A 21,889-nucleotide genomic window follows, 5' to 3' on the forward strand; every position below is an offset into this window, starting at 1 on the left:
AATAATGCCTACCTTATTAGCTAATCTTAAAAACATCATTTTTAAATGAAAAAATTACAAACAACAGCCTTAGCGCTGCTATTAATAACAGCATTTGGCTGTAAACAAGCAAAAAAAGAAGCGGAGGAGACTACCGAAGAAGTAGAAGAAACTGTAGAACAAGTAGCGGAGAAAATGGATCCTGAGGTCATCACCTTCTCCATGGAGCCTAAAAGTGACAGCAACGTAAGTGGTGAAGTGGTTTTTACGCAAGATGAAGGACAAGTGATTATGCGGGCCACCTTTCTTGGGTTGGACGAAGGCGAGCACGCCATCCACTTGCACGAAAAGGCAGACTGTTCATCCGCAGATGGAACATCAACTGGAGGACATTGGAACCCAACCTACGAGCAACATGGCAAGTGGGGCTCGGAAGATGGATATCACAAAGGCGATATTGGCAACTTTACCGCCGACGCCGATGGTAATGGCACCGTTGAATTCATGACCGACGAATGGTGCATCGGTTGCGGTGATGATACCAAGGATATTTTAGGCAAAGCGGTAATTGTTCACCAAGGCGTGGACGACTACACTTCACAGCCCTCTGGTGCCGCTGGAGCAAGAATTGCTTGCACAGGAATTATCCAGTAAGCTGAGCATACATAAACAAGAAAAAAGCCGTCCGTTGGATGGCTTTTTTTATTGACCCAAATTCAATTATGAGCTAACTTAGTGCTTATTAAAAATGTACTCAAAATGAAAAAACTACAACTTGCAGCCTTGGCCCTACTGCTCATAACAGCCTTTAGCTGCAAAAAAGCCCAAAAAGAGGAGGAAAAAACAGAAGTCAAGGCGTCTACAGCAACCTATAGCCTCGTGCAAGATTCCACCGACGTACGTTTTACGGCCTACAAGACAACCGACAAGGTTCCCGTTGGCGGTACCTTCCAACAAGTGGAGGTCAACTATACCGCAGGAGAAACCCCAAAGGAAACCATCGATGGACTTGAATTCACCATTCCGGTGAGCAGCCTTTTCACCAATGATCCTACCAACATAAGGGATCCCAAAATCATCGAGTTCTTTTTCAACAAAATGGTGGAGACCCAAAACATAACGGGTAAATTCTCGCTAAAGGATGCCAACAACTGTTCGGTTACACTGAGCATGAACGGGGTATCAGCCGAACTACCCATGGAATATGAAATCACGCAAGACAACCATGTCAATTTTACTGGGGTTATGGACTTAAAACAATGGGATGCACTCAATGCATTGGCCTCACTCAATGAAGCTTGTAAAATATTGCATACCGGTGCCGATGGTGTAAGCAAAACCTGGGACGAAGTTGCCATTAATGCTTCGGTATGGCTGACCCAACAATAAGTATTTCCAATAAGACAAAGATTTATGGAAAGAGCTGCCAATCGCAGCTCTTTTTTTATATATTTAGCCACTTCAATGAACTTGGACAACCTCATACAACAATTTCAAAAAAAGGATAGTGCTGCCTTTGAAACCTTGTACCATATGTATGCGGAAAACATATGTGGTGTAATTAATGTGATCGTGAAGGATGCGGAGCGCTCCCAAGAGCTCTGTCAGGATGTTTTTGTAAAGGTCTGGGAAAAATCGGACCAGTACGATGCTTCCAAGGGACGGTTTTTTACCTGGATATTGAACATCGCAAGGAATGCCGCCATCGACGAAGTGCGTTCAAAAAGCCATAAAAACCAAAAAAAGAACCTTCCTGTTGATTCTCTCGTAGGTATTTTTGAAAACAGCGAAGATCTGAACAGTAAAATGGACACTATCGGACTTCAGTCTCTCCTAAAAGGATTGAAGGAAAAGTGTATTTTGCTGATCGATATGCTTTATTTTAAGGGCTACACCCAAAAAGAAGCCGCCAAAGAGCTGAATACGCCAATTGGCACGATAAAAACAAGAATAAGAAGCTGTATTTCGAGCATTAGAAAAAATATGGCATGAGCATGGATGTGAAAGAATACATAGCATCTGGAATTTTGGAACTCTACGTAGCTGGAGCCCTGTCACCTGAAGAGAATCTTGAGGTGCAGCACTATGCCCTTCAGTATCCTGAAATACAAAAAGAAATCGAGGCAATCGAAAATGCTGTTCTAGAGCTAACGGAAGCTGCTTCGCCCAAAATGCCCGAGAACGGTTTTGCCAAGATAAAAGCAGAAATAAACGATGTTATTCCGTTTACACCAGAAGCTTCCAAAAGTAGCGGAACTCCTTGGGGCAGCTATTTGGGCTGGGCAGCATCGGTATTATTGGCCATAGGTCTGTTCTGGTTATACACGGAAAACAACAAGCTGAAGAACCAAATAGAGCTTACCAACCAAGAAAAGCAAAGCTTGGAAGATATCTTATCCGATACCCAAGCGGAAATCACTTCAAAGGAAATGCTGCTGCAGGAAATCAGGGATAAAGACGTTTCCGTAATCGCCCTTGGCGGGCAAACCGTTTCTCCTTCCTCCTATGCAAAAGCCTATTGGAACAAGGAAGAACAGAAAGTTATTATCGATGCCCAAGGGCTTCCCGAACCTCCTGAGGGATTCACCTACCAAGTTTGGTCCTTAAAATTGGACCCACTTACCCCCACCAGTCTAGGGTTGTTGGATGATTTTGCATCACAGGACAATAAGCTCTTCACCTTGGAAAATGCCAACGAATCCGAAGCCTTTGGTATCACCTTGGAACCAGAGGGAGGAAGCGAAACACCAACCCTGGAACAATTGTACACCCTAGGTGCGGTTGGTGCGTAAACAAAAAAAGAAGGCAGCCCAGTTTCACCTGAACCACCTTCAAAACTTAGATTACCTAAAAAAAACAATCGAATATTAAAGTTTAATACCCACGCCAAATCCGAAGATCCATGGGTTGATGTCCACATCTGCGTCTACGGTGGCACCCAAAGCGGTGGTTGCGTTTACGGTTGCTGTGGTATTCAAGAACAGCTTTTTAACATCAAAATTCAAAAACCATTTATCGTTGAGCATATAATCAAACCCGCTTTGTAATGCAAAGCCAACAGCCGTATCGTATTCAATGTCGTCCACAACAGGTCCTTCATCAACTCCATAAAAAAGGGTGAGGTTGACCCCTGCTCCAACGTAAGGGACAAAATTGCCTCCGGTAAAGTGGTATTGACCCGTTAGCGTTGGTGGCAATAACCATACACTTCCCAAATCAATTTCCCCGGCAGCGGTTTCCACGGCTTTAACATCGTGTTTGGCCGTACCCAAAATCAATTCCATGGACCAGTTTTCATTAAAAAAGTAAGTGATGTCCAACTCGGGAACCACGGCAGTGGAAATATCAACATCGCCACCAATGGCTTCAATATCGGCACTCTCATCTGGAGAAATTACAATTCCCCTCAACCTGAACTGCCATGTGCCACCATTATCTGCTGGAGCATCCTGAGCCATTGCGAAATTGGAGAGTCCCAAGAGGGCTACTACCGCTACAAGTAATTTTTTTCTCATCGTGTGTTATTTTATATTGATGGAACAAAACTACCGTGCGGACTTTTCGGAGAATATGATGTTTATCATTGGAAAACATCCGAAAATATACAACCTAATGGAAACATGCGATAAGTATATTGGAAATCAATACATTAAAACCATTTTTTTCTTTTGAAAATGATGATGGAAATGATGGTGACCACAAACATGAGGCCCAAAAGAATAAAATAACCATTTTTCCATTGCAGTTCGGGCATATACTCAAAGTTCATCCCATAAATGCCCGCCAAAAAAGTTAAGGGAATAAACACCACGGAAAATATGGTCAGGGTTTTCATCACCTCGTTCAGTCGATGGCCCTGAACGCTAAAAAATAGGTTGATCTGGCTTTCCAGTTCCATAATGTCGGAATCAATATCGGTGATCAACCCATTGATTTGCTCCCGCAATTCACTAAAGTATTTGGTTTGGAATCCTTTAATTTCCACTCTTTCCAATCGGATGATGATGTCCCGCAGACCATGGGAAGCTTTTTTAAACTCTTGGATCAATGCTTTTTTCTGTTCCACTTCGAACATAAACTCCGGAGTGGGCTCCCGCTTTACAAGGGCTTCCAAGGCATTTTCCATGACCACGATATCTTCGTATTTTTCCTTGTAATTGGTAATCAGGGTTTCCAAAATAAAGAACAAAAGGTAATCGGCCTTCTTTTTTCGAATGATGCCCTTGTTCTCAAAGATCCGCTGACGTATCCAATCAAAATGGTCGCCCCACATTTCTTGGATGCACCAAATAAAGTCTTTGGAAACCACAAAATACATCTGTTCGGACTCCATGCTATCGTGTTCCGTTTTCAGGATTCGGGCAGCAATAAACAACTGGTCTTCGAGAACGATGACCTTGTTTCCCATCTTTTGGTTCAGCAATAGGCGCAACAGGAAATCATCCAGCCCATTTTCGTTGACCATCTGCCTAAATTCATCCATATACTCCAAACCATAGGTGTTCACCCAAGTAATGGATTTATCTCCCTTGGAAAGCTGCATATCCTCTTGTAGGGAGAACTTTCGGTTATAGTAATTGTCTGGTGAGTAATTGATCACCCATGAATTTTCTTCAAAATCTGTGTTCATGGTAGTTATGATATGATGGGTTTATTTGTAGTTTAGCTCTATAAGTTAAACCAAATTTACTAAGAACCATCATGATTGAAGCGATGCCCTACAAAACGGAGATTTTGTTCACCATTATTCTTTTGAGTATACTGATTTTGCTCAATTCCTTGAGCAAAAGAGCCATTAGAAGGTTTGGCAGATCTAGTTCTATTGATATGAACAGCAGGAAAATCATATTTTACCTGAGCAATTTGCTTTTCTACCTGCTTGCCTTCATCGGTATTTCGTTGATTTGGGGTGTCAACATGAAAGATTTTTCGGTGTTTATCTCTTCTGTATTGGCCATTTTGGGCGTTGGTTTTGTGGCCCAGTGGTCCATCCTATCCAATTTAACGGCAAGTGTGATCCTTTTCTTTAACCATCCACTTCGGTTAGGGGACCGAATCCGCGTTATGGACAAGGATTTTGATTGGACTGGAAAGGTGGAGGATATTAGCGGGTTTTACCTTTTTATGCGGACGGATGATGGAAAACAAATCACTATTCCAACCAACTTGGTCATTCAAAAAGGCATAGAAATCCTGAATGAAGATGTGGCTGAACCCAAGCAACCAGTTCCTGAAGAATAAAAAACGCCACGGCAAAATGCCGTGGCGCACCTAAAAACAACAACCAAGCCGAGATCGTAACGATCTCCAACCTTGCTCTTAACAGGGGAAAACTAAAGACTGGCTATCTGGGCTTCTTTTATGGGACCGAGCTCGTATGCCGCTTCCATCAATTCCTGTTTTAGTTCTCTTACTTTTTCCATCTTACCATTTGCTTTGTAGATTTCAGCAGCTTGATGAAGGATAGCAGGCTCAAAAGTGGCACCCATTACATGCTTTTCTATAAGTTCCAGAGCTTTTTTGTTTTCTCCAAGATGCAACAAACTGTAGGCCAACCATCCGTACGATTCTGGCGTAGGCCTGTTGTTCACCTCTTCCTGAGCAAGTTTACAGGCTTTTTGCTCCACATCCATCTCCAACAAAAAATCTACATTGTAGGCATTGTACATATCGCCATATTGAGGGTTGTTTCCCACTATCTTGTAATAATCGTCCAACGCTTGTACCCGCAGCATGTCGTTCCCCATAAAATCGGCAATCTCAGCTTTCAGTAAATAGTATTCAGGGGATTGGTTCTTTTGCATGATGGAATCTAAAATCCGAAGGGCTTCTTTACCATTTCTTTCATGTGAGTAAACAATCCACGCTATACCCTTTTTTGCGTACGCATTTTGGGGATCGATATTCAACGCGCGAAGATAAAGGTTGTAGGACTCCTGAATTCTGCCCGCGTGACCGTAGAAGTCGGCCAAGTTGGTATAAGACCACAACTGTAATCCTTTGTTTTTAGAAGACTCTGCTTTAGCCATGGCCTTTTCCATAAAGTTGATAGCGGTATCCAGATCTCCTTTGTGATCGTTCCATTTGGCCACTCTGATCAGGTAACCAAAATCGGACATGTTCTGGATGCTATCCAAATATTGGTTGGCAAGGCCATAATTTCCCAATTCCATATGAAGATCAAATAGCAAGCTCTGGGTCTCCTTTACCCCACTGCCAAACTTCCGGGCCTTCTCGGCTAAATCCAAAGCTTCCCTAAACCGGTGCTGTGAGATATAGTTTCTGGCCAAGGCCCTTTGGTATCCAGCTTTGCCAATGGCGGCAATTTCCACTGCCTTTTTTAAGGATTTTTCAGCATCCTTTAAATATTGAATATTACCGGTTCCACTAAAAAATCGGTTGTATTCACCTGCCACATTCCCCAAACTGAGCAATTGCAAGCTATCCGATTTGATTTTGTTGTCCCAAAGCTGAAAATACTTTGAAGTGGGTTTAACCGGTTGGGCGGCCAAAAATTGATCATAATCCTGACTGTTGGTTCTGAATTCAGTTTCCTTTTGCTGACACGATACCAAGAACAGTAGCATCAGCATAAAAATGGTATAAAATTTTGTTGCTTTCATCTTGTTGTTGTTTTATTAAAAAAGGGAGAAGAAAGAACTTTCCCCTCCCCTTCCTTTTCATAGCAATTATTCAGGTGCTCCCAAATAGGGAAATGTAGTCGATATACTAGCTGTTAAGCCAACACCGTCCGATGTCAGTCTTGGCAAATCCGCCATACCGTCATCATCCAAATCCTGTCCACTAAAGCGGTCGCCTTGCATTCCTCCAAAGAATAAGATCAAGGAAACGTCAATAATGTCGTCGTTGGGGTGTCTACCGGTAAGGGCTACCTCGTCTCCATCCGGCACCAACACGTTGCCATCATTGTCAAGGTCTGTTCCGGGATTAAAATAAGTCGTGGGCAAATCTGGAGCAACCTCCAAAACATCTGCCGATAAAACGGTGGTCAACGTTGCCGCGTCCAATCCCAAAATATTGTTTTCGTAGTTCACATCGGCGGGGTCCAATCCTAATTTTAGGGCATACACATCGTGGTATTGCTCCAATCTCGCCTGAAACCCAGCCTGGAAGGCTGCAGTCATCTCAGAAGGGACCGTAGTGTTGTGGGCATCCTTTACGCTTGGTTCGCCTTCCATATCAAAACTTAAGGTGGTATTGATTCCTGGACGGCCAATGTGGTCTACCTGCGCAAATGTTCCGGTAAAATCAACGCCCATCATATCATCATCGTCCATCATCATATCATCATCCATCATCATGTCGTCGTCCATGTAGGTTCCATTGTCATCGTTATTACAGCTGATAACTAGGCCAAAGCTCAGCAAAAGTGCCGTTACATATAAAGATTGTCTTAGTTTCATAATACAGTTTTAAAGTTTCTTATTGTTTTCTATTTGTGGTCACCCATGTTTTGTACACAGAAAGTCCCAGTGCATTGGTTGCCGTTGGTGTCCCTAGCATACTATTGGGGATTTCCACTACAATGGACATGGTATTGGCACCGTCGAAGGTGTCGGCGGCTTCTTCTGGAGGTAAAAATCCACCCGGGGCCGAATCCAATTCTGGAGAAATAACTGCGTTGAATTGGAAAAAGTCGAAAAAGAAAGGGTCTTGTCTCGGTCCTGCAAAAAGGGAAACCCCATCTGAGGTAGTCTCTACAATTGCAGTGTTCGAAGAAATTTCAACGTCTCCCAATGCGGCATCGGTGTACACTTCACTGTTCAATCCGGTTTGAGAGGGTGGCGTGGGACCGAAAAAATACATTCTGCCATCACGTGCAATGGCCTGAATGACCTGATCTTCCACAAGGTCCCCATCCAAATCAATATTGATTTCAGTCAGTACATCCTCATCGAATGTGCCGTAAGCCAAGTCGGGCAATACATTGGATTGCAAATCCACCACAAACACGGTGTTGTCTGAACCTTCGCTGGGTTCAAAAGCATAAAAATCGGCAATATCCGCACTGGTTCCTGCCGATGAAGGTGCGTCAATATGGTCTGCAGACACCAAAATGGTTGCTGCGATGACCAATACACCAAATCCTAATAGGTATTTCGTTGTTTTTTTCATGTTACTTGTTTTTTAAGTTTCGTTCACCCCTACCTACGGAACCTTGTAAAGGGTGGTTTGGTTTTGAAATGTTAAAATTGTCTTAACTGAATTTTAGCAATGACATTCCTTTACCATAAACCAAAGTCGTGGAAATTGTTTTACTTTGACCTCTTAATTCAGTTACATGAACCCTTCTGCCTCAGGATGGATCAACAAGTTTGGTCACCTCGTAGATCAAGAGTCTTCCTACTTTGACGACTTTGAAAGCCTGTATCGGGAACTCAAGGCAAATGGTTTTATCTATGGTGTACACTTAAGCATTCCGTCCTTTATTCCCGTGGAGCATACCCTAAGTGAGGATGAGATTGCCAAGATCAACTTGTTGACCGCTTTGTATTTCACCTACACTTTCGAGGTAGGAAAAACGGATTTTGAAGCCTTTGTAAACAAGGTTTTTGAATATTACCAATCCCTGAACGTTAGTCGGATTTCCTTTTTGAACAAAATTTTGACCGGTTCCAAGACCGAATCACAATTGGAAAAACTGATTGACTCTCGGATCTATTTGAGCGACAATACTTTTAGCAGGGCCCTGGGAAATAGTTTGACCAATTCGTTGCTCTATGTCGATATCTTAATCTTTATTGTCTACTTAAAAGGCGAAAAGAATATGATGGAACATGCCCAACTTTTGGAGTACGTCACCATCAATATTGTGTACCACGCACTCAATTCCAAACAGACCCACGAATCGGATGCGCGATTGATCCAGGTATTGGGTTCGTCATTAACTTATGTGGACTTGGACAAAGCAAAATTTGAGGGGGAATATGCTGATCTATTGAACCAAAATTTCAGCAAAAACGAGAAGGATTATTTTTTGGATATGGCCTGTTTGACCATATGGGAAGATAAGGCTTTGGACTACACCGAAACGGATTACATTTTTGGTTTGGGAAGGGACCTTGGCAAATCGAAAAAAGAGGTCGATTTCGAGCTTCGATTTGTGGAAAATTTCTTTGAACAGAACAAGGAAAAAGTTGCTTATTTGAGCAACAAAAATTTGGCCGTTCAATTCTATGATGGCATGTCCAAAAATGTGAGCAAACTGATTTTGAGAAACAGCAAAAGACTCAAAAAAGAATTGGCCCAAAGTCGTGAACTTGTGTCCCTTTTATCCAAATCCACCGTAAAGGATTTGAATGCCGAAGAAAAGAAAAAAGTACAGAACCAGTTGTTGGATATTTTTAAGAGCATACCCTCATTGGCCATTTTTATGTTGCCCGGAGGAGCCATTCTTTTGCCCATTTTTATTAAATTGATTCCGAAACTGCTCCCTTCCGCATTTGATGACAACCGAGTGGAGGACAACTAGCCCTTTTTAACCAAAAAAGCTACTATAAGAAAAATTTATAGTGACTTTTTAATTTTCATTAAATATTTGTAATCCAAAATCTTAACGCAAATTATTCCAACCATAACTTAAAATCCTTTACCCGTTCCCTACTAACGATGATTTCGTGTTCATCAAACCGTTTCATCTTAATTTGAAGCCTTGAATTGGTGTATGAAATGATGTCGCCTATGTGATTGATGTTCACATAAAACTTACGGCTCACCCTGAAAAATGTTTGGGGCTCCAACTCCTCCTCCAACTGTTCCAATGTAGTGTCGAGCAAATAATTTCTTCCGTCCGAAGTGGCGGCGTAGGTACCCTTGTTTTCACTATAAAAACATTCCACATCATCGGCATTTATAATTTTTAAATGCTGTCCCACCCGAGCTGTAAATCGTTTTTTGTATTCCCGTTCCAAGGGGTTTACCAAAAGGTTTTTGATGTCGTTAAAATCGATGGGGATCTTTTGGTTTTCGGGCTTAAAATTCCGATACTTTTTTACGGCACTTTCCAGCTCTTCCTCATCAATCGGTTTTAGCAAATAATCGATACTGTTCAGCTTGAATGCTTGCAGTGCATATTCGTCATAAGCCGTGGTAAAAATGATAGCACTTTTCACCTCTATTTCATCAAAAATTTCAAAGGAAAGTCCATCCGATAATTGAATGTCCAAAAAGATGAGATCAGGATGTGGGTTGTCTTGGAACCAAGCAATGGAATCTTCAACCGAATGCAGCATGGTGGACACCTCAATTTCGAGCTCCGAAAGCAATCTGGACAATCGTCGTGCCGCTGGTTTTTCGTCTTCAATGATCAGGACATTCATGGTGGTTATTGTATTTGTTTTTATGGCTAATCAGGTTCATCTAAAATAGGAAAGGTCAGCTTCCCATGGTTAAATTCTTATTTGTACTTATCAACATGGTCCCTATCCTCATCGATATATTTTTGTATCTGACGCTCTTCCCACTTTTTGAAAAATGAGAATTTGTGACGAAGTACAATAATGGTGTGTACAAGCAAGATCACTCCCCAAATCAAAATATTTGCATTGATCCAATCATAAAAGTAGGCTTCCTTTGGGAAGGCTTCCGGTAAAAATGAGTTGAGCACTCCCCATTTAAGCAATACCAATATACCATTAACGACCACAAAAATGGCGATATGGCGATAGTAACCCTTCAGTTCCTTGACACGTTTCTCCGCAGCTTCCCGAGCAAAATTTCTATCTGTCATGGCCTTGCTTGAATTTCTTCATTTCTTCCTTGTCCTCTTCCATATACTTTTTGATCTGTCGTTCTTCCCAGTTTTTTCCCAAAAGGGGATTGAATTCAAAGGTTTTGGAAGCATGGAAGAACAATCCAATGCCCCACGCAAACAAGGTGATAAAATGTTCCCATCTCCAAAAATCATCCGTTCTAAGAAAGATGTTGATCAAGATAAATGTATTTATCACGATATAAATGGCCAAGTGGATATAAAACCCCTTGAGTTCGTCGACCCTTTTTTTGGCCCTATTGTATTTTTCGGTGTTAAAGTTTTCCATGATTATTTCCATTTATCGTTCTGTTCTTCATTGCGCATAATCTCCTCGATCTTGCGCTTCTCCCATTGTTTTCCAAAAAATGGGTTCAGGTCGAATGTTTTTATGGCGTGAAAAAGAACACCTATCCCCCAGCCAAAAGCGGCCCATAAAAACCACATATAGCCAAATCCGTTGGTAAAATAATTGATAAGTGCCAAACCGGATATGACCAGAACATAGGAAGTCAAGTTCCCATAGAAACTTTTAAGCTCGTCCACGCGCTCCCGAGCCCTTATATATTTGTTCTCTTTATTCGTTGTATCCATGATGTTGCTATTAGGGGTGATGTTATAGTTAAAAGTACTCATTCTTAAAATTCTTTGTCGTTCATAAACTCCTGAATCTTACGCTCTTCCCATTCCTTGCCAAAAAGGGGATTGAATCCGTAAGCGGACATGCCGTGACCTAACAGTCCAAGTCCCCACCCTACGGCAGGAAAAATGATCCAAGGGAAAGTGGTAGTCCTGTAATTGAGATATCCCAACAACGGGATCACGATTAGGTAAGCGGTCAGATTGTAATAAAAGGATTTGATACACTCCACCCTTTCTTTGGCTTTGGCATATCTAAGTTCTGTTGAATTTTCCATGACTGTTCGTTTTTATTTGATTACATCCCAAAATTCGGCATACCCAAGCGCAAAAAGAAAAACGAGTTTCTGAACTGTTATTTTATAGGGATGAGTTGTAGGTAAGAAGGTTAAGGGTTAAGGGTGAAGGGTGAAGGGTGAAAGGTTAGGGCCGGAGATTTTGTTTCAAACCATGGGGCCTCCAGACTAGTTTGGAATTCTAAAAATCGTCCTTATCCATTAATTCCTTGATCTTGCGCTCCTCCCAGCGCTTGCCCCAAAGGGGGTTGTAGCCAAAAGCGGCCATCCCATGGGCGGTTAACCCAAATCCCCATCCAATCGTGGGAAAAAAGGCCCAAAGAAACTCAGTGGTCCGTAAATTGAGCCACCACAGAAAAGGAATCACAATGCAATAGGCCATGAGGTTCCCATAAAAGTCTTTGATGGCCTGAACGCGCTCCCTGGCCTTTGCGTACCGTTTTTCCTCAATATAGTTCTCCTGCGTTTCCATCACCGTGTACTTTTGGGTGAGTATGGGCAGCGATACGCTAAAATCCTTGGTGGTTTTGTTGATGACCATTTCACGGTCCGTTAAAATACGGTAGCGCTGCTTGATGTTCTGCAATCCCACTCCACTGCTTTTCTTGACTACCTGCTTTTCCTGAAGATTATTACTGACCACCAACATACCCTTGTCCTCATACACCTTGATATGTAATGGTCTGGACGAGGTCACCACATTGTGCTTCACCGCATTTTCCAACAATAATTGCAAGGAGAGCGGCACAATTTTGGCCTCGGGTACGGAGCATTGGTCGGGAATGTCAAAAATGATACTGTCCTCAAATCGCATTTTCAGCAGGCGCACATAAGTACGGGCAAACTTGAGCTCTTCATCCACCGTAACCAAATCTTTGTTCTTCTGCTCCAGTACATAACGGTACACCTTGGAGAGTGAAGTAGTGAAATTCTGCGCCTGATGCGGGTCTTCGTCAATTAAACTGGTCAGTACGTTCAGGCTGTTGAACAAAAAATGGGGATCTAATTGATTTTTAAGGGCATCAAATCGGGCCGATGCCGAACCGGCAATAATTTTCTGCTCCTTGACTTGTCGTTCCTTGTAATATTTGTAATAATAGGCTGCATAGAACATAAGTGCCACGGCCATAGAAATAATAAAGGAACTCACATAGAACTCAGATTGTTCCTCTGCCAAGAACTGTGCAAAAGATCGTTGATTGATCAGTACGATGAGCACAAACCTCGATAGCACAATACCCACAATAGAGGCCACTATGTTACCCAAAATACCGTAGGCGATATACTTTTTGGTAAACAGCTCCTTATCGTACTTGCGCATCAAAAGAATAAAAGAAGCCGCATTCAGCATGTAAATGATCGTGGAAAAGATCATGCTTTCCCAAAACTCTTCCCATAGCTCTTGGTAGGTGAGCTCCCAACCCTTGATAAAGAAAATAATGAGGAACACTATAAAAATAGCGATCCCCACTAAAAATGCTTTTAAAAGTTCTCTGACAAAGAGTTTCATACGTTTCTATTTACCACAGTTAGCTAGGACTTCTTTGGCCCTTTCCTCTCCCCATGAAGGGTAAAACGGTGTTTCGGAATTAAAGGTAGCAAAAAGTTCCAAGGCCCTTTCCACATCCTTGCAATAGGGAGTGGTATCCTTGCCAAAATAAAGGGCCGAACCCATGTCCCATTCCGCTTTTGAAAGAATGACCCTTGGGTTTTTTGGGGCGATCTCCAAGGCTTTTTGGTACAACTGGGCATTTTTTGGGGAAAGGGTCATCCCATAGGTTGCACCATCAAAAGAGATCCAAGCAGTATTAATTAGTGCTTCCTGAATCAACAGTTCCGGATTGTTCGGCGATATGGCCTTGGCCACATCCAAAAATTCCTTGGCCTTTTCCAACTGGTTGCTCAGTTTGGCTTCGTCCGTTTCCCCAAAAGAAATCAAGGTGTTGATTTGCGACACATAATAATAGGGCAACCATTTATCGGGCTCCGCGGTTGCGATGCGCTCAAAAAGATGCGAGGCTTCCATCATTTTTTGGTCTTCCCATAAGGCAAAGGCCTTTTCCATTCCTTTGGAATATCGGTCTTGGGCATTTGCGAAGGATACGGCCAAAAATACTGCGGCCAAAAATAGTTTTTTCATGACTGTTCTTTTTTGATGCTAGAGGAGTTCCAGGATTGATTATTGATGCTACAAAGATGAATTCACCCAGGTGCCCACCAAAAGAAGTTTTACCGAACTGTAAAGATTCAAGGATGAACCGTAATCCATACCATGTTTAATGTATAATTTAGCCTTATCATCAATTATTGAATCCATCCCTATGTACATTCCACCACATTACCAAAATCACAATAGCGAAGAAGTCAAGGAATTTATCAAACAAAATAGTTTTGGCATTCTCATCAATGTCATGGAAAACAAACCTTGGGGCACCCATATTCCCTTGGAACTGGAGCAGGATGAGCATGGAAACGATGTTTTGGTCGGGCATATAGCCAAAGCCAACCCGCAATGGAAGTATTTTAAGGACGAAAGTGAAGTCCTTTGTATTTTCAACGGTCCACATGCCTTTGTGTCCTCCTCGTGGTACAAGGAAGAAGAGGTGCCCACCTGGAACTACGTTGCCGTACATGTGTATGGCACGCTAAGGGTATTGACCCAGGAAGAAACCATGGCCTCAATGTATCGATTGGTGGACAAATACGAGAAAAACTCCAAAAATCCCATCTCCTTGGATGATATGTCTCCACAAACACTTCGCCAAGTAAAAGGTGTGGTCGGTTTTGAGATACGCATATCCGACATTCAGGCCACTTATAAACTTTCACAGACCCGCGCAGCGGACCATGCAACCATCATATCGGAGCTAAAGGAACGCCCCGACTCGGGGAGCCAGGGCGTTGCGTCTTTGATGCAAAACAACAAAGAGTAAAGGTTCATTCAATATCTTGGAAAATGGCGTCTGCCCAATTGGCATATCTTGAATTTTCGACGTGCATGATCCATATTTCATCTTGGTATTTTCCTTTCATTTTTGATTGATAGGCCTGATAAGCCAGTTCATTCTCTTCAAATTTGGCCAAATACACGTAGTTGAGCCCGTTTTCGGGGTTCTTGAAATATTGCGCCTCCAACCCTTGGCGCTTTAATTCTTCCATAAAGTTTTTAAGGTAGGTCTCGTTCTTGAAGACATTGGCCACAATGTAGTGTCCTTGTCCCACACCTTCCAAACTGATGTATTTTTCAATTGGTTTAAAGGCACCTCCATGGAAAGTCCCTTCTTCTTTCGGTGTAGTGGCAGTACCAGCCTTTTTGGTGTTCTGGGCCAAAGCAGTGTTCATGGAGTTTTCAATGGAATTGTACACCGAGTCCAATTGCTGGCTATCCACCGTATATAACTTTTGTGCCTTGGCTTTGATATCGGGAATGTCATCGCCGTTGTGGCGTTTTACCAATCGCATCACCATTTCAAAGCGTTTTTCCATATCCTGTTCCCTACTCTGCTTCATAGAATCCATTTTGTAGAGTAAGTCGTCGATTACGGCATAGCTATCCTCTTGCTCTTGCTGCAATTGGGCTATACGCTCCTCCCAGTAGGCTCTATCTTCTTGATTTGTAGGTCTCAAGGTAGTCTTTGCATCCAGCTTACTGTTCGTTTCGGTTTTCTTCGTTTCTTCACCAGCATCGGCCACGGTAGTATTTTCCAACTTTTTCTCCTCATCTTCGTTGGAAACCATAAAGGTGTTCTTGGACAAATTGGGCACAAAGGAATAGGCAATCGAAATTTCATGGGTGACGCCCAGATTGGCAATACTGTTGTTTAGGCTCTTCTCAAAATTATAGCCAAAGGACAACCTTTGGTTCAAATTGAAGCCTGTTCCGGCAGAAGCGCCATAAAATTGATCGTATCCGCCCTGAATCCAACCCAATTTGGGAAGGTCAAAAATGACACCCCCTCCAAAAATCGCGTCCTCACCGCCCTCAAACCGAACACGTGCCAAAGGCATTAAACGGGCATCTTCAAAAATCCCGTTGCCATTTTCCAGTTCCTTTACGTATTGAATATGACCCGAAAAGGTTTTCTGGTTGAAGTTGGTCAAAGATTCACCTGACCTTAAATTGAAATCCACCAGATTTTGGGCAAAGACGCCAAAATCAAAACTTCCTATGCTCAAATTTAGTCCGGGCTGAAAGGACAGAATGGAACTTTTGCTTGCCTCATTGAGTACGGGGTCGTCCTCCAAGGCAACGGCCCTGCTGGGGTCAAAGCTACTGACATAATAAGGGATGTTCACCCCAAACGTTAGGCTGCTCTCTTCTCCCAATCGGATACCGTGGGAATAGTTGGCCATCAAACCTAGATTGGAAATGACACCCTCTCTTTGGTTGTAAAGGCTAAAGCCTAGGCCAACCCTATCGCTCAATCTACCGCTATAACTCAAAAAGTAATTCTGGCGGTTGTTATCGAAATCAGCACCCTGGCTTCGATGAAAAAAATTGATGTACGATTTATCCTCCCGAATCGATGAAAACGTAGGATTGATCAAAAACCTATTAAACTTCAATAGATTTTGAAACGGGACATCGTAACTTACATAAGGGTTGTTTTCTTCCTGTGCCTGAATGGGAAGGCCAAGAAAAAGAACAATCAAGAACGCATAAAGGTAGCGCTCAACTTGGGACGGGAATGCAGTTTGGGGAAACTGGGGTAGTTTTATCTCCATAGCCGATTGGAATTTGTAGGTTAAGGTGCCTGATGGGAACAGGCGCATCTATTTTTAAGTTCTTCATTTGCAAGATTTGGGACCTTGTAAGAAATTTACCACTAAATTATAATGTAAAACTAAATATTTTCTCGACCAACCGGTAATTTTTTCGTTGAACGGCATACCCAATTGACGGATAAGGTGTTTGGGTCCATAGAAATAGGGTTTCAATGGATCAATGCGATTTTAATTAGATCTATTTTTGAGCACAAAACCTCTGGAAATCTCCCAAAATGAACACAATTGTCAGCATAATCCCCTATTCGGATGCCTATCAAGACGCATTTAGACGACTCAACGAGGAATGGATTGTAAAATATTTTGAGTTGGAAGAGATGGACAAGCAAGCACTGAACCATCCCAAAGAATATATTTTGGACAAGGGAGGTTATATCGCCGTAGCACTATGGAAGGGTATGGCCGTTGGCGTCTGTGCCCTGATTCCCTGTCCCCATGAAGGTTACGATTTTGAGCTCTCCAAAATGGGAGTATCCCCAAAAGCACAGGGAAAGGGCATTGGAAAGCTGTTAGGGGAACATATCATCGCCAAAGCAAAGGAATTGGGAGCTAAAAAACTGTTTTTGGAAAGCAACCGAAAACTGGGCCCTGCCCTATCCCTTTACAAAAAGCTGGGCTTTCGCGAAATGACCCAAATTGCATCGCCTTACAGCAGGAGTGATATTCAAATGGAGCTTAACATCAACTGAACCCTACCCATTTAGCAGGGGAAGTTGTACAAATCCCCGCCCAACGAAAGGTTTAATCGTTTTTCCTGTCATATATCACTAAAAATGAGTACCTTATAAAGACACTTTAAACTTTTCGCCATGGGTCTCATTAAAAAGCTCAATAAATGGGCAAATGCCCATACCTATCTCCTACTCGACCTTGTTCGGGTCTTGCTGGGCGTTGTCTTTTTCGTAAAAGGCATCGAATTCATGAACAATTACCAAGAGATGGAACGGCTCGCAAGTCCTTTTCAGGAGTGGCCGGGCGGTATGATTTTTCTACATTATTTAATTCCGGCCCACTTTGTGGGGGGATTGCTGATTGTTGTGGGATTGCTTACGCGTTGGGCGGCCATTGCACAATTGCCCATCCTATTAGGGGCCATCCTTACCAATTTTTTGGGCCAGATGGACACCAATAACCTTATGCTGGCCATTATTGTACTGCTGACCACGCTCTTTTTTGCGGTGTACGGTTCGGGAAAACATTCGGTGGACTATTACTTGAAAATGCAGCAGTGACCTATAAATTATCCAGTTGATTGCTTTTTCCATCGGTACTGATGGTCCAGAAAAAACCAACGAAGAAAAAACTATCCGCTGGCGGAGTAATGGCCCTCCTATCAAAAAACCCATCAGAATTAGGTGTATTCGCGTACTGATAGTTACTGATATTATTGGTGCCCAATACATTGTTCACCGAAAAGTAGAGTATTTTTTGTTGGTCGATCAAATAGGCCCAGTTGAAGCTCAAATTGTTTAACGGCCTTGTACGTTCCCCCATAAAATCAGCGGTATTGGGGTTTTCATAAGGCCTACCGGTAGCATAGGCGTATGAAAAACCAATTTGTGACCTCAAATCGTTTACCCAATATTTGGTGACCAACGAGAAGTTGTGTTTGGGAGCAAAATTGGGAGTGGCCTGTTCCGGAAAGTTCCTATACTGTCTTTCCGTATCCAAATAGGAATACGATGCCCAATAATCCAAGTTTTTGATGCTCTTGCTATCTCTCCAAAACACATCGATTCCTTGCGCATAGCCACCCCCTGCATTGGTATAGACGGAATTGAACTGTGGCATTTCAGTGTTGAATTGAACCAACCCATCATAATCCTTATAATAAGCTTCGGCCCTAAAAGTTTTACCATTGTTGATATATTGATAGTTCAAGATATAATGGGTCGCCCTCTCCATGCCCACTTCCGCATCAAACTTCACCACCTCGGTGAGCGGTCGCTGATAGAAATCACCGTAAGCCAAGGAAAACTGCCCATTTTCCCATGGTTTGTAGGCCAATGATGCCCTCGGGGATAACTGAAACTCATCCAATAGGCTCGTCTGCTCGGCCCGAACACCCAACTTCATCGCAAATTGATGGGACAAAAAGATGTCGGATTCCGCAAAAGCAGCCCAAAGACCGTCCACAAAACCATTCTCGAACCGATTGTTGGATGCATCCTCAAAGGTTTCGTCGTAATCGGTATGGAAATACTCCGCCCCAAAACTCAAATCGAACCGATTGCTAAAGTTTTTTCTAGCTTTCAACTTCAGATGAGAGGAGGTTTCCTTGGTATCGACCTGGTCTTCCATAATGCCGATATCGTTGGTGTCCCAAGCAATGGAAGCTCCGGAGATAAGGCTCCAATCATTCTCAAAATAGTACTTGTACGACCCATTGAAATACAAATTGTTGTTCTTTAGCCTGAACCGCACAAAGTCATCAAAATTGATGTCCTCTTGCTCTATATCCAAGTTGGCATGGTTAAACCCAGTGTAAAGCTTGAACATACTTTTTTCGCCCTTGCTCCGAAAGACAGTCTCACCGGAAATGGATTCATACGGACTTATCCAGTGCACACCTTGGGTGGAGGGAATCAATTCTTCATAAGGAGAAAGGTTTATATAATTAATGTTAAGGCTCAGCGATTGTTCTTCATTCCATATTTTGGTATGTCCGATACCACCTCCTACGCTCATAATGGAAATATCCGTCTGCTCCTGAACCGGAACATCCGTGGTGTTCAATAATAGTACACTGGAGAGGGCCTGACCGTACTCAGCGGAATAGCCCCCTGTACTAAAAGAGATACCCTTGAACAAAAAAGGTGAAAACCTACCCCGGGTCGGGGTGTTATTGGCAGTGGCATTAAAGGGTTGAAAAACACGGAGCCCATCGATAAAGACTTGGGTTTCATCGGCGGTACCACCTCGAACAAACAAGCGGCCGTCCTCGTTCACCGTTGTGGTTCCGGGCAAAGTTTGCAATGCGGCCACAAAATCCCCAGCGGCACCGGCCGTGGTCACAATGTCCAAAGGTTTCAATACTGACGCCTTGGAGTTGTCCCCAGCTTCAAAGGTGCCAGCGGTCAAGGTGACTCCATCCAACGAATTAAAGGATTCCAACAACTTCACTTCCATATCGGTGAAAAAGGAGATATCTCCAGCCTCGTAATGCGTTTCATAGGATAACATGGAAACCACCAAGGTTTGCATTCCTTCTTCGGCGGTTTCAAAGGTGAATTTCCCTTGGGCGTCGGAGGAGGCACCATCATAGGTGCCCTCCAAATAAATGTTGGCCCCCTCGATTGGATTGTTCTTGCTATCCGTTACCCTTCCTGAAATGGTATGCTGCGCGAGCAACGTTCCAGAACTAAATAGGATAAGGATGATATAAATGGTATTTTTCATGACTGTTCGTTTTGTTTGATGGGACAAAAATGCCTCGGTGTTTTCAGCCAAACCAAAACCAAATACCCAGTTGTCGTTTTTTACAACTGAATTGATATGCCATTTTTCCGTTGCAGTTCACTCCAAAAATTCCACATTTCAGTCAACTTGAATTTGATGTGGCAAGTACATGTAGCAATTTTGGGGCATACAAATCATCAAAAACAAATCGTATGAAAACTGTAACACTAGCTTTAAGTTTTTTCTTGGTAAGTATGATCGCCATTGCGCAAGACAACAATGGTGTGGATATTACCGTAACCATCGACAATGTACAGAGCAATGAAGGTCAAGTGCTTTTGGGACTGCACACCGCCGAAACTTTTATGAAAGGTCCAGGAATACAAAACCTCCAAAGCAACATTGAAGATGGAAAAGTGACCATGACCTTTACCAATGTTGCACCTGGTACATATGCCATAATGGCCCTGCACGATGCCAACGGAAACAAGCGCATGGATTATGAGCCAAACGGAATGCCCAAAGAAAGCTACGGAATGTCCGGGAACGACATGACGATGGGTCCGCCGAACTTCAACAGCGCCCAATTTCAGGTCGCCAATGAGAATTTGGAGCTCAATATCCGGTTCTAATAAAAGTAACCAAACATTAATCGAAGGCCTGCCATAGTGCAGGCTTTTGTTTTAGGACCACTGTAATTCACGATTCCAGATTTCCTATAGATTAGACTGATGGTTTTTCATACTTTTATGTCCTAAACTTATTATTGGATGACCATTACCCAGCTACAATATGTCTTGGCCGTAGCGGAGCACAAGAATTTCACCTTGGCCGCAGAGAAAAGTTTTGTGACGCAGCCTACCTTGAGCATGCAGGTTCAAAAGTTGGAGGACGAACTCGATGTTCTCATTTTTGACCGAAGCAAAAAGCCCATCACCATTACGGAAGTCGGAAAAAAAATCGTGGCGCAGGCCAAAAATATTGTTGCAGAAGCAGAACGCATCAAAGACATCGTAGATCAAGACAAAGGCTACATTGGTGGGGACTACACCTTGGGCATCATTCCAACGGTAATGCCCACCCTGCTCCCCATGTTTTTGAACGCTTTCATCAAAAAATATCCCAAGGTCAACCTTATTATCAAGGAGCAGTCCACCCAAACCATGATCAAAAACATCTTGGACGGCCATTTGGATGCCGGGATTGCAGCTACCCCGCTGGAAATTGAATTTATTAAGGAACGTCCCCTTTATTATGAGCCTTTTGTGGGCTATGTGCCCAAAAACCACCGTTTGGCTTCCGAAGAATTGTTGACCACCGAGCACTTGGACGTAAGCGATGTGCTTTTACTCCAAGATGGCCATTGTTTTCGGGAAGGGGTGATTAACCTTTGTAAAGCATCCCAGAACCTACGTGGCGAACATTTTAAGATAGAAAGCGGCAGTTTTGAAACTTTGGTAAGTTTGGCCGATGAGGGCATGGGCATGACCCTGCTTCCCTATCTGAACACACTGCATTTGGACAAGGAAAAAAGGGTGAATCTAAAAACCTTCAAAAATCCGGTACCCGCTAGGGAAATAAGTATGATCTACCACAAGAGCGAGCTTAAAATACAGATTACGGATGCACTCCGGGAAGTCATTTCGAGCATTGTTCGGGGCGCCATTGCCTTTCAGGATGTGAAGATTATCAGCCCTTTGGCCAAAAATTAAAAGAGCCGCTTTTCAGCGGCCCTTCGGTTCGTGTTTAAGTTTTTAATAGTAATAACGTTGATCGCAATTCTGGTTTGTCCACAATATAAAATTGCAACCAGATTTTTAGCTCTTCCACTTCATTGGGCAATAGTCTCGTAATTGCCTTTTGAAGTTCCCTAGCAAAAAGTTTAGCATCAAAACTCACCTTTTGCAGGACAGTTTTGGTGTATTCCAACATAGCTCTAGGCATAATAATTTGATTAAATTGGGTCAATAGGTTGTGTTCTAAATTAGCAAAAAAGCGGTTTAAAAAACTTAACTTCCAG

The 21,889-nt window shown here is 42.8% G+C and carries 26 protein-coding genes; 11 read left to right on the forward strand and 15 right to left on the reverse strand.

Going from position 1 to position 21,889, the window contains the following annotated elements:
• Nucleotides 1-45 precede the first annotated feature (45 nt).
• From ABNE31_RS13380 to ABNE31_RS13395, 4 genes are all read left to right on the forward strand, one after another.
• Nucleotides 46-633 carry a superoxide dismutase family protein gene (locus ABNE31_RS13380; RefSeq protein WP_179384046.1) on the forward strand — a complete coding sequence of 196 codons (588 nt, stop codon included), beginning with the start codon at nucleotides 46-48 and terminating at the stop codon, nucleotides 631-633.
• Nucleotides 634-738: 105 nt separating this feature from the next.
• Nucleotides 739-1,368, forward strand: coding sequence for a hypothetical protein (locus tag ABNE31_RS13385; protein ID WP_349351498.1), 630 nt, complete (start codon nucleotides 739-741; stop codon nucleotides 1,366-1,368).
• A 75-nt stretch (nucleotides 1,369-1,443) separates the two neighbouring features.
• On the forward strand, nucleotides 1,444-1,971 hold the full coding sequence (locus ABNE31_RS13390) for a sigma-70 family RNA polymerase sigma factor (protein ID WP_179384048.1): 528 nt from the start codon (nucleotides 1,444-1,446) through the stop codon (nucleotides 1,969-1,971).
• The gene (locus tag ABNE31_RS13395) at nucleotides 1,968-2,771 is read left to right on the forward strand and encodes an anti-sigma factor (protein WP_313781201.1); all 804 of its coding nucleotides are present in this window, start codon (nucleotides 1,968-1,970) and stop codon (nucleotides 2,769-2,771) included. Before ABNE31_RS13390 ends, ABNE31_RS13395 begins: the two co-directional genes overlap by 4 nt.
• 75 nt (nucleotides 2,772-2,846) lie before the next feature.
• On the opposite strand, the gene ABNE31_RS13400 is transcribed toward ABNE31_RS13395, so the two are convergent.
• The gene (locus ABNE31_RS13400) at nucleotides 2,847-3,494 is read right to left on the reverse strand and encodes an OmpW family outer membrane protein (RefSeq protein ID WP_179384049.1); all 648 of its coding nucleotides are present in this window, start codon (nucleotides 3,492-3,494) and stop codon (nucleotides 2,847-2,849) included.
• A gap of 134 nt (nucleotides 3,495-3,628) precedes the next feature.
• Complete coding sequence (locus tag ABNE31_RS13405) at nucleotides 3,629-4,609, reverse strand: CorA family divalent cation transporter (protein WP_349351499.1); 981 nt, start codon at nucleotides 4,607-4,609, stop codon at nucleotides 3,629-3,631.
• Between the two features lie 71 nt (nucleotides 4,610-4,680).
• Between ABNE31_RS13405 and ABNE31_RS13410 the strand changes: the two genes are divergently transcribed.
• Nucleotides 4,681-5,220 carry a mechanosensitive ion channel domain-containing protein gene (locus ABNE31_RS13410; protein WP_349351500.1) on the forward strand — a complete coding sequence of 180 codons (540 nt, stop codon included), beginning with the start codon at nucleotides 4,681-4,683 and terminating at the stop codon, nucleotides 5,218-5,220.
• Nucleotides 5,221-5,312: 92 nt separating this feature from the next.
• On the opposite strand, the gene ABNE31_RS13415 is transcribed toward ABNE31_RS13410, so the two are convergent.
• From ABNE31_RS13415 to ABNE31_RS13425, 3 genes are all read right to left on the reverse strand, one after another.
• Complete coding sequence (locus ABNE31_RS13415) at nucleotides 5,313-6,602, reverse strand: hypothetical protein (RefSeq protein ID WP_349351501.1); 1,290 nt, start codon at nucleotides 6,600-6,602, stop codon at nucleotides 5,313-5,315.
• A 66-nt stretch (nucleotides 6,603-6,668) separates the two neighbouring features.
• Nucleotides 6,669-7,403 (reverse strand): hypothetical protein, encoded by a 735-nt coding sequence (locus ABNE31_RS13420; RefSeq protein ID WP_349351502.1) that lies wholly within the window; start codon nucleotides 7,401-7,403, stop codon nucleotides 6,669-6,671.
• A gap of 19 nt (nucleotides 7,404-7,422) precedes the next feature.
• Nucleotides 7,423-8,115: a DUF4331 family protein gene (locus ABNE31_RS13425; protein ID WP_349351503.1), complete on the reverse strand. Its 693-nt coding sequence runs from the start codon at nucleotides 8,113-8,115 to the stop codon at nucleotides 7,423-7,425.
• A gap of 166 nt (nucleotides 8,116-8,281) precedes the next feature.
• Here ABNE31_RS13425 and ABNE31_RS13430 point away from each other — a divergent pair, with 166 nt between their 5' ends.
• Nucleotides 8,282-9,472: an LETM1-related biofilm-associated protein gene (locus tag ABNE31_RS13430; RefSeq protein ID WP_349351504.1), complete on the forward strand. Its 1,191-nt coding sequence runs from the start codon at nucleotides 8,282-8,284 to the stop codon at nucleotides 9,470-9,472.
• Between the two features lie 91 nt (nucleotides 9,473-9,563).
• Here ABNE31_RS13430 and ABNE31_RS13435 read toward each other — a convergent pair whose 3' ends face one another.
• From ABNE31_RS13435 to ABNE31_RS13465, 7 genes are all read right to left on the reverse strand, one after another.
• Nucleotides 9,564-10,319, reverse strand: coding sequence for a LytTR family DNA-binding domain-containing protein (locus tag ABNE31_RS13435; RefSeq protein WP_349351505.1), 756 nt, complete (start codon nucleotides 10,317-10,319; stop codon nucleotides 9,564-9,566).
• Nucleotides 10,320-10,396: 77 nt separating this feature from the next.
• The gene (locus ABNE31_RS13440; RefSeq protein ID WP_349351506.1) at nucleotides 10,397-10,729 is read right to left on the reverse strand and encodes a 2TM domain-containing protein; all 333 of its coding nucleotides are present in this window, start codon (nucleotides 10,727-10,729) and stop codon (nucleotides 10,397-10,399) included.
• Entirely contained in the window at nucleotides 10,719-11,039 is a 321-nt protein-coding gene (locus ABNE31_RS13445) for a 2TM domain-containing protein (RefSeq protein ID WP_349351507.1), read from the reverse strand. The genes ABNE31_RS13440 and ABNE31_RS13445 overlap by 11 nt, the downstream gene beginning before the upstream one ends.
• 2 nt (nucleotides 11,040-11,041) lie before the next feature.
• A complete protein-coding gene (locus ABNE31_RS13450; RefSeq protein WP_257023967.1) occupies nucleotides 11,042-11,344 on the reverse strand; it encodes a 2TM domain-containing protein in 303 nt (100 codons plus the stop codon).
• Nucleotides 11,345-11,388: 44 nt separating this feature from the next.
• The gene (locus ABNE31_RS13455; protein ID WP_179384060.1) at nucleotides 11,389-11,667 is read right to left on the reverse strand and encodes a 2TM domain-containing protein; all 279 of its coding nucleotides are present in this window, start codon (nucleotides 11,665-11,667) and stop codon (nucleotides 11,389-11,391) included.
• A 199-nt stretch (nucleotides 11,668-11,866) separates the two neighbouring features.
• Entirely contained in the window at nucleotides 11,867-13,195 is a 1,329-nt protein-coding gene (locus ABNE31_RS13460; RefSeq protein ID WP_349351508.1) for a 2TM domain-containing protein, read from the reverse strand.
• 6 nt (nucleotides 13,196-13,201) lie between these two features.
• Entirely contained in the window at nucleotides 13,202-13,825 is a 624-nt protein-coding gene (locus ABNE31_RS13465) for a hypothetical protein (RefSeq protein ID WP_349351509.1), read from the reverse strand.
• A 181-nt stretch (nucleotides 13,826-14,006) separates the two neighbouring features.
• Here ABNE31_RS13465 and ABNE31_RS13470 point away from each other — a divergent pair, with 181 nt between their 5' ends.
• A complete protein-coding gene (locus ABNE31_RS13470) occupies nucleotides 14,007-14,618 on the forward strand; it encodes an FMN-binding negative transcriptional regulator (protein WP_349351510.1) in 612 nt (203 codons plus the stop codon).
• A 4-nt stretch (nucleotides 14,619-14,622) separates the two neighbouring features.
• Here the strand turns inward: ABNE31_RS13470 and ABNE31_RS13475 are convergent, their stop codons facing one another.
• Nucleotides 14,623-16,410, reverse strand: coding sequence for a PorP/SprF family type IX secretion system membrane protein (locus tag ABNE31_RS13475; protein ID WP_349351511.1), 1,788 nt, complete (start codon nucleotides 16,408-16,410; stop codon nucleotides 14,623-14,625).
• A gap of 275 nt (nucleotides 16,411-16,685) precedes the next feature.
• Between ABNE31_RS13475 and ABNE31_RS13480 the strand changes: the two genes are divergently transcribed.
• Complete coding sequence (locus ABNE31_RS13480) at nucleotides 16,686-17,159, forward strand: GNAT family N-acetyltransferase (RefSeq protein ID WP_349351512.1); 474 nt, start codon at nucleotides 16,686-16,688, stop codon at nucleotides 17,157-17,159.
• Between the two features lie 120 nt (nucleotides 17,160-17,279).
• Nucleotides 17,280-17,702: a DoxX family protein gene (locus ABNE31_RS13485; protein ID WP_179384066.1), complete on the forward strand. Its 423-nt coding sequence runs from the start codon at nucleotides 17,280-17,282 to the stop codon at nucleotides 17,700-17,702.
• A gap of 1 nt (nucleotide 17,703) precedes the next feature.
• On the opposite strand, the gene ABNE31_RS13490 is transcribed toward ABNE31_RS13485, so the two are convergent.
• Nucleotides 17,704-19,869 carry a TonB-dependent receptor gene (locus tag ABNE31_RS13490; RefSeq protein ID WP_349351513.1) on the reverse strand — a complete coding sequence of 722 codons (2,166 nt, stop codon included), beginning with the start codon at nucleotides 19,867-19,869 and terminating at the stop codon, nucleotides 17,704-17,706.
• A 212-nt stretch (nucleotides 19,870-20,081) separates the two neighbouring features.
• Between ABNE31_RS13490 and ABNE31_RS13495 the strand changes: the two genes are divergently transcribed.
• Both ABNE31_RS13495 and ABNE31_RS13500 read left to right on the forward strand, forming a co-directional pair.
• The gene (locus tag ABNE31_RS13495) at nucleotides 20,082-20,501 is read left to right on the forward strand and encodes a DUF2141 domain-containing protein (RefSeq protein WP_293282104.1); all 420 of its coding nucleotides are present in this window, start codon (nucleotides 20,082-20,084) and stop codon (nucleotides 20,499-20,501) included.
• A gap of 138 nt (nucleotides 20,502-20,639) precedes the next feature.
• Nucleotides 20,640-21,581 (forward strand): LysR substrate-binding domain-containing protein, encoded by a 942-nt coding sequence (locus tag ABNE31_RS13500; protein ID WP_179384069.1) that lies wholly within the window; start codon nucleotides 20,640-20,642, stop codon nucleotides 21,579-21,581.
• A gap of 34 nt (nucleotides 21,582-21,615) precedes the next feature.
• Here ABNE31_RS13500 and ABNE31_RS13505 read toward each other — a convergent pair whose 3' ends face one another.
• Nucleotides 21,616-21,813: a hypothetical protein gene (locus tag ABNE31_RS13505; RefSeq protein WP_179384070.1), complete on the reverse strand. Its 198-nt coding sequence runs from the start codon at nucleotides 21,811-21,813 to the stop codon at nucleotides 21,616-21,618.
• Nucleotides 21,814-21,889 lie beyond the last annotated feature (76 nt).

The organism is Flagellimonas sp. MMG031 (assembly GCF_040112705.1).
Taxonomy (GTDB): domain Bacteria; phylum Bacteroidota; class Bacteroidia; order Flavobacteriales; family Flavobacteriaceae; genus Flagellimonas.